Annotated in this window: 12 protein-coding genes, 1 tRNA gene and 1 other RNA gene; 9 read left to right on the forward strand and 5 right to left on the reverse strand. The window is 44.6% G+C overall.

Going from position 1 to position 12,121, the window contains the following annotated elements; genetic code table 11:
- The 5 genes from E2L07_RS19005 to nikC form a co-directional block, all read right to left on the reverse strand.
- Positions 1-807, reverse strand: an 807-nt coding sequence (locus tag E2L07_RS19005) for an ISL3-like element IS651 family transposase (RefSeq protein WP_134230357.1), incomplete at its 3' end; no start/stop codon positions are given.
- 189 nt (positions 808-996) lie between these two features.
- Positions 997-2,013, reverse strand: coding sequence for an ABC transporter ATP-binding protein (locus E2L07_RS19010; protein WP_053432630.1), 1,017 nt, complete (start codon positions 2,011-2,013; stop codon positions 997-999).
- Complete coding sequence (locus E2L07_RS19015) at positions 1,994-3,037, reverse strand: ABC transporter ATP-binding protein (protein ID WP_010896212.1); 1,044 nt, start codon at positions 3,035-3,037, stop codon at positions 1,994-1,996. Before E2L07_RS19015 ends, E2L07_RS19010 begins: the two co-directional genes overlap by 20 nt.
- 58 nt (positions 3,038-3,095) lie before the next feature.
- The gene (locus E2L07_RS19020) at positions 3,096-4,040 is read right to left on the reverse strand and encodes an ABC transporter permease (RefSeq protein WP_010896213.1); all 945 of its coding nucleotides are present in this window, start codon (positions 4,038-4,040) and stop codon (positions 3,096-3,098) included.
- Between the two features lie 18 nt (positions 4,041-4,058).
- On the reverse strand, positions 4,059-4,964 hold the full coding sequence (gene nikC / locus E2L07_RS19025; RefSeq protein WP_053432631.1) for a nickel transporter permease: 906 nt from the start codon (positions 4,962-4,964) through the stop codon (positions 4,059-4,061).
- Between the two features lie 326 nt (positions 4,965-5,290).
- On the opposite strand from nikC, the gene E2L07_RS19030 reads away from it, so the two are divergent.
- The 9 genes from E2L07_RS19030 to E2L07_RS19070 all read left to right on the forward strand — a co-directional run bounded on the left by E2L07_RS19030 (position 5,291) and on the right by E2L07_RS19070 (position 11,670).
- Positions 5,291-6,907, forward strand: a complete 1,617-nt coding sequence (locus E2L07_RS19030; RefSeq protein ID WP_053432632.1) for a glutathione ABC transporter substrate-binding protein — start codon at positions 5,291-5,293, stop codon at positions 6,905-6,907.
- A 107-nt stretch (positions 6,908-7,014) separates the two neighbouring features.
- Positions 7,015-7,107, forward strand: a tRNA-Ser gene (locus E2L07_RS19035).
- Between the two features lie 339 nt (positions 7,108-7,446).
- Positions 7,447-7,926 (forward strand): tRNA adenosine(34) deaminase TadA, encoded by a 480-nt coding sequence (gene tadA / locus E2L07_RS19040; RefSeq protein ID WP_134230358.1) that lies wholly within the window; start codon positions 7,447-7,449, stop codon positions 7,924-7,926.
- Positions 7,927-8,019: 93 nt separating this feature from the next.
- Positions 8,020-8,286: signal recognition particle sRNA large type (gene ffs / locus E2L07_RS19045), an RNA gene on the forward strand.
- A 169-nt stretch (positions 8,287-8,455) separates the two neighbouring features.
- Positions 8,456-10,150, forward strand: a complete 1,695-nt coding sequence (dnaX, locus tag E2L07_RS19050; RefSeq protein WP_134230359.1) for a DNA polymerase III subunit gamma/tau — start codon at positions 8,456-8,458, stop codon at positions 10,148-10,150.
- Between the two features lie 17 nt (positions 10,151-10,167).
- The gene (locus tag E2L07_RS19055; protein WP_010896219.1) at positions 10,168-10,479 is read left to right on the forward strand and encodes a YbaB/EbfC family nucleoid-associated protein; all 312 of its coding nucleotides are present in this window, start codon (positions 10,168-10,170) and stop codon (positions 10,477-10,479) included.
- A gap of 12 nt (positions 10,480-10,491) precedes the next feature.
- A complete protein-coding gene (gene recR, locus E2L07_RS19060) occupies positions 10,492-11,088 on the forward strand; it encodes a recombination mediator RecR (RefSeq protein ID WP_010896220.1) in 597 nt (198 codons plus the stop codon).
- Between the two features lie 14 nt (positions 11,089-11,102).
- Positions 11,103-11,318: a YaaL family protein gene (locus tag E2L07_RS19065; protein WP_134230360.1), complete on the forward strand. Its 216-nt coding sequence runs from the start codon at positions 11,103-11,105 to the stop codon at positions 11,316-11,318.
- Between the two features lie 85 nt (positions 11,319-11,403).
- The gene (locus E2L07_RS19070; RefSeq protein ID WP_041821049.1) at positions 11,404-11,670 is read left to right on the forward strand and encodes a pro-sigmaK processing inhibitor BofA family protein; all 267 of its coding nucleotides are present in this window, start codon (positions 11,404-11,406) and stop codon (positions 11,668-11,670) included.
- Positions 11,671-12,121: the final 451 nt, after the last annotated feature.

The following is a 12,121-nucleotide window of genomic DNA, read 5'->3' on the forward strand; positions in this document are numbered from 1 at the left end:
TTCTCTCTCTTTCTGAAACAGATGTTTGATCCGTTTACATCGTTTTCGATGATACGGATGGAACGCTTTTTGCACTCGGCGGCGAACCCCTTCCAGAGCCCAGTAGATGTAACGACAGAAATGGAACGGATCCCCAATGATGAGCGGGTGGCCTAAGGCCTTTTGAACAGCCGACTTGAAGGTATAACTAAGATCCATCACGACTGTTTTCACATGATGACCCTTCTCTTGAAGATATCGTTTAAGCGTATCGGCTTTACGATCCGGTAAGATATCCAGTGGCTTCCGTGTATCTGCATCCGCAATGATCACTTGATATTTCCCCGCATTCGTATCCCCTTTGTAATCATCAATCGCAATCCGAGGAGGAAGGTGATCCACCTTCTTCACGAGCGGTGCCGCCAATTGATCAAACCGGCGCATGGCAGTTGTCACGGACGTTTGGAATTGATTCGCTGTGTCCGTAAAGTTCTTCCCTTGAATGAGCCGTAAGCGAAACGCTTGATTCCATTCCACTGTCTGACGCTGATATCGCTCTACAAAACAGGCTTTCTCCGCAAACCGCTTCCCGCATCTGCACGCGTACCGGCGCTTTCGATAGAATCGATACACCCACCGTTCAAAGAGCTTGAGATGTTGAACTTTTTGGATGCGGTCATCATGGATTCTCTCGGTTCTCTCCCCGCAGGATGGGCAACGATGAGGCGTTCGCGGCATTTCTACATGGAGCGCGATAAAGTCCTCTCGTTCCTCCATCTTTGTGACCTTCACACCTTTTAATCCGGGCAAATCCATGGTAAAATTCATCGTACACGCAGCTCCTATCCTTTCTTTGTTTCTCAACAATTCAAGGATAATGGATAAAGGAGCCTGCGTGCATTTTTTTTGCCCCTCTTTTGTGCAAAAACCCCAACATTTATTGTAGAGCCTTAAAAAAAGAATTAATTAAATTTATGCAAAAAAAACGCCTCTAGCGACTGCTAGAGACGTTGCAAATCATGCTTGAGCAGGCTGCTGATGAGCTCCTGACTCGATCTCTTCCATGTAATGACATGCGGCGAGATGACCGTCTTTCATATAGTCAGCTGTACGCAGCTCAGGGGTTTCCGTTCGACATTTATCAGTCGCAAATGGACACCGAGTATGGAAGCGACAGCCGTTTGGTGGATCGATTGGCGAAGGAACATCGCCTTTAAGGATAATGCGCTCTTTTTTCTTCTCAGGGTCCGGTACGGGAATCGCAGATAAAAGCGCCTTCGTATACGGATGCTGAGGATTTTCAAACAATGACGTTTTATCAGCAATTTCCACGATGCGACCAAGATACATGACGATCACTCGATCCGAAATATGGCGAACGACACCGAGATCATGGGAAATAAACAGATACGTTAGTTTGAATTCCCGTTGAAGTCGTTTTAGTAGGTTAATTACTTGCGCTTGGATCGACACGTCGAGCGCGGAAACGGCTTCGTCACAAACGATCAATTTCGGATTTACCGAAAGAGCACGGGCAATCCCGATCCGTTGACGCTGACCTCCACTGAACTCATGGGGAAAGCGGTCAGCTTGGTGAGAACCGAGGCCTACGGTATCCATTAGTTCACGAATGCGCTCGCCACGCTTGTCTCTTGGGACGACTTTTTGAATTTCCATTGCTTCCTCGAGCACTTGACGAATCGTCTGTCGCGGGTTGATGGAAGCATAAGGGTCTTGGAAAATGATCTGTAAATCTTTACGTTTTTTACGCATTTCTCTTTTATTTAAGGAAAGGAGATCTTCCCCTTGGAACTCGATCTTCCCATCTGTTGGCTCATCTAAGCGAAGAATCGCTCGGCCTGTTGTCGATTTCCCACAGCCAGATTCCCCAACGATACTAACAGTTTCCCCTTCATAGATCGTAAAAGACACATCGTCTACTGCTTTTACGTGGTTGACCGTTCGCCCTAAAATACCGCCTTTGATCGGAAAGTATTGTTTTAGGCCTTCAACTTTAAGAAGTTCTTTCTGCATAGATGTTCACCTCCGGATCGCCGTCCCATTGTTCTGAATAAACCCAACAGCGAATTTGATTCCCGTTCTCGTCCGTTTCAAGATCCGGAAGGCGTTCTTTACAAATATCGCTCGCAAATGGGCATCGTGGTGCAAAGCGGCAGCCTTCAGGCATATCTGCCGGGCTAGGGACATTCCCTTTAATAACCGATAGCTCTTCGTCCTCAAGGTCAATGTCATGACGAGGGAGAGAGTTTAATAGACCAACGGTGTATGGGTGACGTGGATTTTTAAATAACGTTTTCACATCGGCATATTCAACGACTTTCCCACAATACATAACAGCGACGTAGTCACAGGTTTCCGCAACAACGCCAAGGTCATGGGTAATCATAATGATTGACATGCCGAGACGATCCTGTAAATCTTTCATGAGCTCAAGAATTTGCGCTTGAATCGTCACATCCAATGCAGTTGTTGGTTCATCGGCAATTAGTAGCTCCGGATTACAGGCGAGTGCCATCGCAATCATGACACGCTGTCTCATTCCACCTGATAACTCGTGTGGATACTGGTGCACCCGTTTTTCAGGAGAAGGAATCCCAACGAGCTTCAGCATATCAACAGAGCGTTTTAACGCTTCTTTTTTTCCTAACTTTTCGTGGATGCGGAACGACTCACTAATTTGCTGTCCTACTGTATAAACAGGGTTCAATGATGTCATCGGTTCTTGGAAAATCATTGAAATTTCGTTCCCGCGAATTTTTCGCATGTAAGCTTCGTTTTTTGTAACGAGATTTTCCCCTTTAAAGTTAATCTCTCCACCGACTACTTTTCCAGGCTCTTGAATTAACTTTAAAATCGAGAGGGACGTAATGCTTTTACCAGAGCCGGATTCTCCAACAATCCCTAGCGTTTTTCCTTTAGGGACAGAGAACGTCACACCGTCCACCGCTTTTACCTCGAACGCTTCTGTGAAAAAGGAGGTACGGAGGTCACGCACTTCAAGAATCGTCTCCGCCTTTGAGGCCACTTTCGTCGTCACAACATTTCCCACCTTTCTTCATCCATCTATATATGACACGTACAGTTATTTTTAATTTTTAATCTAGGTCAATCCGCTTGTTCAAGAAGCGATACGTAATATCGACGAGCAAGTTAACAAAAACGAACAGGACGGAAATGACGAGTACAGCTCCTTGGACCACAGGGAAGTCACGCTGTCTAATCGCTTCAATGATTAATCGACCGAGCCCGTTAATTGCAAAGACTTGTTCGGTTAAGACCGAGCCGCCTAATAGGAATCCGAATTGAATCCCGACAACGGTGACGACAGGGATCAAAGCGTTCTTCAAGGCATGGCGATACACAACGACACGCTCTTTTACCCCTTTCGCACGAGCGGTACGAATGTAATCTTGATGGAGGACCTCCAGCATACTGGATCGCGTCATTCTCGCAACGATCGCTGCTCCAGCAGTACCTAACGTAATGACAGGTAAAACGATTTGACGGAACGAACCCCAGCCTGAAGGCGCGAACCAAGCCGTATCAAACGGTAGCCATGGTGTATAGCCAATCGCAAACCATTGAATCAGCATTAACCCGAGCCAGAAGTTTGGCATCGATAAGCCGAAAAGGGCAATGATCATTAAGGACGTATCAGCAAAAGAGTAACGCTTTGTTGCAGAAACAATTCCCGCAATTAACCCTAAGAATACACTTAAAATAATACTGTAGATTGATAGTTCAAGAGTGACCCAAAATCGTTGGGCAATATCATCAGCTACAGGGCGACCACTACGGAAGGATGTTCCTAGATCCCCTTGGATGACACCTGATACATAGTTAAAGTATTGAACAGGAACCGGATCATTAAGACCGAGCCGTTCGCGAATGTTTTCAACGGTTTGTTGAGGTGCACTCTCCCCAGCAATCATGATCGCAGGGTCACCAGGGACGAGGTGCAGCAAGCTGAAAACAATAATCGACACACCAATTAAGACAGGAATAGTTTGAAGTAGACGTCGAATGATAAAAACAAACAATGTTTTGCACCTCTTTTCCTAGTTTTTCGATTTTGGATCAAGTGCATCTCTTAATCCATCTCCAAAAATATTAAACGCAAGTACGACGACGACAATTGCTAACCCTGGGAACAAGGCAACATGAGGTGCGTCATACATGTAGTTTCGGCCATCGCTAAGCATCGCTCCCCATTCAGGAATCGGCGGCTGTGCACCGAGCCCGAGGAAGGAAAGGGCACTGGCTGTAAGGATGGACGTAGCAATGCTTAACGTCCCTTGAACGATAATCGGAGATAAGACGTTCGGTAAAATGTGCTTGAAAATAATGCGAGCGTCGCTTGCACCGAGCGCTTTCACCGCATCAATGTACTCCAATTTTCGGACGGCAAGGGTAGAACCACGGACAATCCGGGCAAACACAGGGATCGAGAAAATCCCAACAGCGATAATAACGTTATTTATACTCCCTCCTAGAATACTAATAATCGCTAGAGCTAGTAGAATTCCAGGGAATGCGAGGAGAACGTCCATAATTCTCATGATGACGGTATCAACAAGCCGACCGTAATAACCGGACACGACTCCGAGAATAACTCCAACAATCGCTCCTAGTACGACAGAGAAAAATCCTACATATAGGGTGATCGACATCCCGTGAATGATTCGAGTAAAAATGTCGCGCCCGTGGTGGTCTGTACCGAACCAATGTTCAGCCGATGGTTCGGCGAGCTTATTCATCACATTTGGCTCATAAGGATCGTAGGTTGTAAAATATGGTCCAATTAAAGCGACAACAATGAAGAAAATAATTAAGGACAAGCCGACCATGGCCGCTTTGTTTTTTGCGAGTTTTTTATAAAAATTTTTCCAACTCTGAATGCGAGGATTCGGAGGTGGAGCTGCGGTAGCTTCGCTGTTAATCGTCTGTTCCGTCTGTGCGCTCATCGCTCATTTTCATTCCTTTCATTATTCGTTAAATATTTTGACAAATTAATACTATTTACTCGGTTGATTATACCACGTCCATATTTTTTTACAATGTCAAAATTTGTTTTGTACTATAATAATTCATTGTAAAATCATACCGAAGTTTGTCAAAAAACTTGAAATATATTTTTTCAGTGGACAATTGATCGTGTTAGGTGTACACCAGTTCTTCAACGTGCTAAAGTTTATGAATCTTTCAAAAAAATCTTGTTTTTCTAGAATGCTTAAGTTATAGTGATATTGATTTTAAAAAAATCACAAATGGAAAAATAGGGGGTATTTTCGTGAAAGTGTCTAAAAATTCTTTCCTTTTTTGGGCCCTTGCACTCATGCTAACCGTTGTACTAGCAGCGTGTGCTAGCGAGCCTAACGAGGGTGCAGCCGACCCAGAAACAGACGAAGGCGAAGGGACTGAAGCGCCAGCTGAAGCTGGTGGCGATTTAGTGATTGCCCAATTATCTGATGTTGTGTCTTTAGACCCAGCAGGATCTAACGATACGCCATCATCTGACGTTCAAGCAAACATTTACGAGACGCTTGTCGTCACAGACCAAGACATGGAGCTTCATCCGGGTCTAGCAACAGAATGGAATCCAATTGATGATACGACATGGGAGTTTAAGCTTCGTGAAGGGGTAAAATTCCATGATGATACGGACTTTAATGCGGAAGTTGTAAAGGCGAACTTGGAGCGTATTCTTGATCCAGAAGTGGCGTCTCCGCGCGCATTTCTTTATGACATGATTACTGATATTGAAGTCGTTGACGATTACACGGTTCATATTACAACAGAATTTCCATTTGCTCCACTACCTGCTCACTTAGCGCATAACGGTGGCGGTATGGTTTCTTTAGAAGCGATTGAAGCTGATTATGCTGCGATGGAAGAAGGAAAAGATCCAGGTAGCTACATCAATGAAAACCCAACTGGTACAGGTTACTTCAAATTTGACGATCGTGTACCTGATCAATATGTAAGGCTCGTGCGCAACGATGACTATTGGGATGGAACTGCGTTACTAGACTCTGTCACTTTTAAAGTTGTAGGTGAAGACTTAACACGTATTGCTGAGCTAGAAACAGGAGATTCTCACATCTCTAACCCATTAAGCCCATCTGACGTTTCTCGTGTGGAAGCGACAGAAGGTATGCACGTCCATCGACAAGATTCTATGAGCTTGTCCTACATTGGCTTTAACTTAGACAAAGAGCCATTTGATGATGTACGCGTACGTCAAGCGATCTCAATGGCAATCGATAAAAGTCAGATTATTGACGGAATTTACGATGGTGTCGGAATTCCAGCGATCGGACCGTTAGCACCAGGTACGGTTGGTTACGATGATACAGTTTCTGGTCTTGATCACGATATTGAAAAAGCGAAAGAGCTTCTTGCAGAAGCTGGATATGAAGATGGGTTCTCTACAACGCTTTGGACTAACGACAACCGTGAGCGTGTTGACGCTGCGACTAACGTCCAAGCCCAATTGAAAGAAATCGGAATCGACGTAGAGATTGAAGTGCTTGAATGGGGAACATACCTTGAAAATACAGCAAATGGTGAGCATGACATGTTCGTCCTTGGTTGGTCTACGGTAACAGGAGATGCAGACTACGGTCTATATGCATTGTTCCACTCTTCTCAAGTAGGTGAGCCAGGAAACCGTACATTCTTAAAAGATGATGAATTAGATGAATTGCTTGATAAAGCGCGTAGAGAAACAGATGAAGAAACACGCCTCGCTCTTTACCATGATGTTCAAGAAAAGCTAGTTGAGCTTGCGCCAATGCTTTACATCCATCACCAACAATACCTACTAGGTGTTCGTGATGAAGTGAAGAATCTTGAGCAATCTCCGACGCAAATCTTGCAATTAAAAGACGTTTACATCGAGCAATAATCTTAATTGAGGCACTTTCTCTAGTGGAAGGTGCCTCACCCTTTAAAAAAGATCTTGCCAAGCTGCCTGTGATTTGTTATAGTAATTTTCGTCAGCATGACCGTTATGGAGGAGTACCCAAGTCTGGCTGAAGGGATCGGTCTTGAAAACCGACAGGCGGGTTAAACCGCGCGGGGGTTCGAATCCCTCCTCCTCCGCCATTACATAACGAAAATGATTCCCCTCTAAAAGTCGAGGCTTTAGAGGGGTTTTTTATGCCTTTTTGTCCCCTTATATACTAAAGGGTGCCGTGGGCTACCTTTTCCCGTTGTCTTAAAGTATAGAACAAGGGAATCGTGCTCATGCTAGAAAATACGCGATCGCTTGGAAAGGATTAAGACGATGATGGATGAGAAGAAAAAACAAGAGCAAGGGCTATCAACAATCGAAAAAGCATATGTTCGTTGGGTATCTATGAGGAAATTTGAAAAAGGGCCCGCGTCAAGTAAACGTCTCCCTTATAATAATAGGTAGATGCAGGTTGGAAGAGGAGAGTACGTATGGAGAAAGACGATTTTTATTATATGCGTGAGGCCCTAGTTCAAGCGGATGAAGCCGAACGGTTAGGAGAAGTGCCGATCGGAGCAGTGATTGTAAAGGATGGAGTTGTTGTAGCTAAGGCTTATAACCTACGGGAAATCAACCAACAGGCGATTGCCCATGCTGAGCTGCTTGCGATCGAGAAAGCATGTAAAGCATTAGGGACATGGCGATTAACGGGTTGTACGTTGTACGTGACGCTAGAGCCATGCCCGATGTGTGCGGGGGCCATTGTTCAATCCCGGATCGAACGTGTCGTATACGGTGCAACTGACCCGAAAGCCGGCTGTGCGGGAACACTAATGAACCTTCTGAACGAAGCGCGATTCAATCATCAAACAATCGTCGAGTCTGGTGTACTAGAAGAAGAATGTAGTCAGAGATTGACCGCTTTCTTCCGCAAGCTGCGAGAACGGAAAAAACGAGGGAGCGATACATAGGACTTTCCGGTCTTTTCCTATTGCATTCTTCGAGAAAACAAACTATACTAGAAATGCGTCTCTTTTGACGCCAACAACCATGTTATTAAATTTCCGTGCTAGGTGGGGAGGTAGCGGTGCCCTGTCACTCGCAATCCGCTATAGCGAGGCTGAATCCCTTCTAGAGGTTTTGTCACCGTAGGGTCTGCCCTAAGTAAGTGGTGTTGACGCTTGGGTTCTACGCAACGAAAACCCACGAACCCTGTCAGGTCCGGAAGGAAGCAGCAGTAAGTGGCCCCTTTCGTGTGCCGTAGAGTCGCCTGGGCCGAGCTAACTGCTCAGGTAACGCCTAGGGTGGCATGATCGAAGGAAGGTGCACGGTTTTATACTTAACCATAAAAAGCAACTACATTCCGTAGTTGCTTTTTTTACTTCTTTGATGTGAACGATCAATGGATCGGCGTGAAGAAATGGAGAAATTTTTGAAATCCATCCCTCCATTCAGATATAATAGAAAAAGATGTGTACGCGGAAAAAAGGAGGTTGTGGGATGAGTTATCAAGCGTTGTACCGCGTGTGGCGGCCTCAGAAGCTGCAAGATGTGGTTGGACAAGAGCATATTACGAAAACATTGCAAAACGCGTTGGTGCAAGAGAAATTTTCCCATGCCTACTTATTTTCCGGGCCTAGAGGAACAGGGAAAACGAGTGCGGCAAAAATTATTGCAAAAGCGATAAACTGCGAGCAGGCTCCTATCGCTGAACCGTGTAATGAATGCCGAGCGTGTAAAGGAATCACCTCAGGTTCAATTGTAGATGTGATGGAAATTGATGCGGCCTCAAATAATGGAGTGGACGAAATTCGCGACATCCGTGATCATGTGAAGTTTGCCCCAAGTGAAGTTCGCTATAAAGTGTATATTATTGATGAAGTACATATGCTTACAACCGGTGCGTTTAACGCGTTGTTAAAAACGTTAGAAGAACCTCCGAGCCATGCCATTTTTATTTTAGCAACGACAGAGCCTCACAAAATTCCACTCACGATCATTTCTCGTTGTCAACGATTTGATTTTAAGTGTATTTCCAACGACGCTCTTGTGGGACGAATGAAGGAAATATTGACCCATGAAGGGATTGAAGCAGAGGATGAAGCGTTGGTTCTCGTGGCTCGAGCAGCAGAAGGTGGGATGCGGGATTCGCTTAGCCTTCTTGATCAAGCGATCTCTTTTGCTGATGAACGGGTCACGGTAGAGGATGTCCTTGCGATTACCGGTGCGGTTTCCCACGAAGTGCTTACCCAGGTTGTTGAATCAGCACAGAAAGGAGAAACAGCAGAAGCGCTACAGCTTGTGAACCAGCTATTAGCTAACGGAAAGGACCCACTCCGTTTTGTAGAGGATTTAATTTACTACTACCGTGATCTCATGTTATTTAAAGCAGCCCCGGAAGCAAGTCAACTATTAGAGCGAGCGCAGATAAATGATTCTTTTAAAACATTAGCAGGGGAAATTAACGACGCATCTCTTTTTGCGGCGATCGAGATTTTGAACGATTGTCAACAACGAATGCGATGGTCTTCTCATCCCCGTGTCGCATTAGAATTAGGGGTGGTAACCCTTTGTCAACAGGTGGTGCAAGTACCTGCATCACCTCAGGCAGGGGCAGCTACCCACCCTAATGTAGAAGCTCTCCAAGAGCGAATCCAGCAATTAGAGCAAGCGGTCCAATCATTGAAAGTAAATGGGGTAGCTAATGTTACCGCAGAGGAACCGAAGACGAAGCAGGCGTCGCGCCGTCCTTTAAAACAAATGCCTAAAAGCCAAGCACCGACAGGGAAAATCAAAGAGTTACTTAAGGAAGCGTCCAAACAGCAGCTCCAGTTGGTCAATGGCCGATGGGGAGAGATTATGGAACGGGTTAAAGCACAAAATGTACCTGCCCATGCTTGGTTGATGGATTGCAAGCCGGCGGCAGCATCTCCGAAGTTTATTTTGTTAGCGTTCCAAAATGAAATGCATCGTGATATGATTGATACGAAATTTCGTCCGTTTATTGAATCTGTGTTACGCGACATTTTCCAAGCGCCGCTGGATTTTCAAACGTTGCTACAAAGCCAGTGGAATAAAGTGAAGGAAGAATATGTCCGTGATCAGCGGGGGGACGGAGAGGAACCGTCGTCCGACCCGCTAATAGAGGAAGCCATCAAGTTAGTAGGATCTGATTTAATTGAAGTGAAGGATTAATTGAGGAGGTTTTTCGAATGAAAAATATGGGACAAATGATGAAACAAATGCAAAAAATGCAAAAGCAAATGATGAAAGCGCAGGAAGAACTAAAGGAAAAGACCGTCGAGGCGACAGCTGGTGGCGGAATGGTGACGGTTGTAGCGAGTGGCGACAAGCGAATTTTAGATGTGAGAATTTCTGAAGACGTCGTTGATCCAGATGATGTAGAGATGCTTCAAGATTTAATCTTAGCGGCAACAAATGAAGCGTTAAAGAAAGTGGATGAGTTGGTCGAACAAGACATGGGTAAGTTTACGAAGGGATTGAACATGCCGGGTATGTTCTAGGAGGAGTCAGCGGTGCAATATCCAGAGCCGATAGCTAAATTAATTGAAGGTTTTATGCGTTTGCCAGGCATCGGTCCGAAAACGGCTAGCCGCCTGGCTTTTTTTGTCCTTGAGATGAAGGAAGATGATGTTCTTGATTTTGCTAAGGCACTTGTGAATGTGAAACGGAAGCTGACCTATTGCTCCGTTTGCCATAACATAACCGATACGGATCCGTGCCGTATATGTGAAGATTCGAAACGCGATGAATCGGTTATTTGTGTCGTGCAAGATGCAAAGGATGTTATTGCGATGGAAAAAATGAAAGAGTACCATGGGAAATATCATGTATTGCACGGTGCGATCTCTCCTATGGACGGGATTGGCCCTGAAGATATCAAAATTCCTGAACTTATTAAGCGGCTCCAGGATGATACGATTCAAGAAGTGATCGTAGCCACAAACCCGACGATTGAAGGGGAAGCGACCGCGATGTACATTTCGCGACTCGTGAAACCAACAGGGATTAAGGTGACGCGAATTGCCCACGGATTGCCTGTCGGAGGAGATTTGGAGTACGCTGATGAAGTCACATTGTCGAAAGCGATGGAAGGTCGAAGGGAACTGTAGGCGAGGAGGCAGCTATGTTTTTCCGGAAGAAGGGGAAAATAAGAAAAATTGAAGATGAACGCTTACTTGCTTTTATCGAAAAACAAAAAAAGCAGTTAGAAATGCAACAACAAATGGTGGAAAACAGTGTAGACCCGTCAGAAGAGGTGCTCTATCGGTTGAAGCTGACGAAGGTGAAGTACTTGTTCTTATTAAAAGAAGCGAGAGTTCGCAATACGTCTAAACGATGATCTTCACTTATAAGAAAGGTGGTCTTTTCTTTAGCTTGTCTACATACATTTAGGTATGAGGGAAGTAAGGAAAGAGGTGAGACCGATCGATCCGGTGGTTGTTATAACGATTCTTGGCGGTGCTATTGTTGTCCTTTTAATCGTTGGCGCTCCGATAAAGCCGTTGCGCATGCTCGGGCAAATCGGAATTAAGTTCGTAATCGGTGGATTGCTGTTGTTTTTCGTGAATGTATTTGGAGCGTTGATCGATCTTCATGTGCCGATTAATTTTATTACTGCAGCGGTGTCAGGGTTTTTAGGGATTCCAGGACTGGCCTTGCTCGTTGCCATTCAGCAATTAGTTCTTTCGTAATTTGGAGAGTTTGAATGGGACCATTCGAACTCTTTTCGTATGTTTTCAGAGGTAACGGGATTGCTAAAATACTATAAAGGTAAAGTTTCCTGGAATAATATCTGATGGCTCATAGCGACAGGTGGAGTTTACTGTCTGTATTGTACTTGTAGTATAGCTGCTTTTGATTTTATAGGCACTAAAGGGAATATATTTATTTGGAAGTAAATTTATTTAAAAAAAGGATTGTGTTTATATTTTATAAGTGTTATATTATTAAACGTCGCTTCAAACAACACAAAAAAAGTTGTTGACATAAATACGAGCGACATGTTATATTAATCTAGTCGCTAAAAAACGACGCAGTTCTTTGAAAACTGAACAAAAGCCAAGCGAAATAAAGAGATACAAGGTATCTCGTCAATTACTTCATTTATGAAGTGTCGCAGGAAACAACATCCTGTGAAACATG

Source organism: Halalkalibacterium halodurans (assembly GCF_004376175.1).
Taxonomy (GTDB): domain Bacteria; phylum Bacillota; class Bacilli; order Bacillales; family Bacillaceae_D; genus Halalkalibacterium; species Halalkalibacterium halodurans.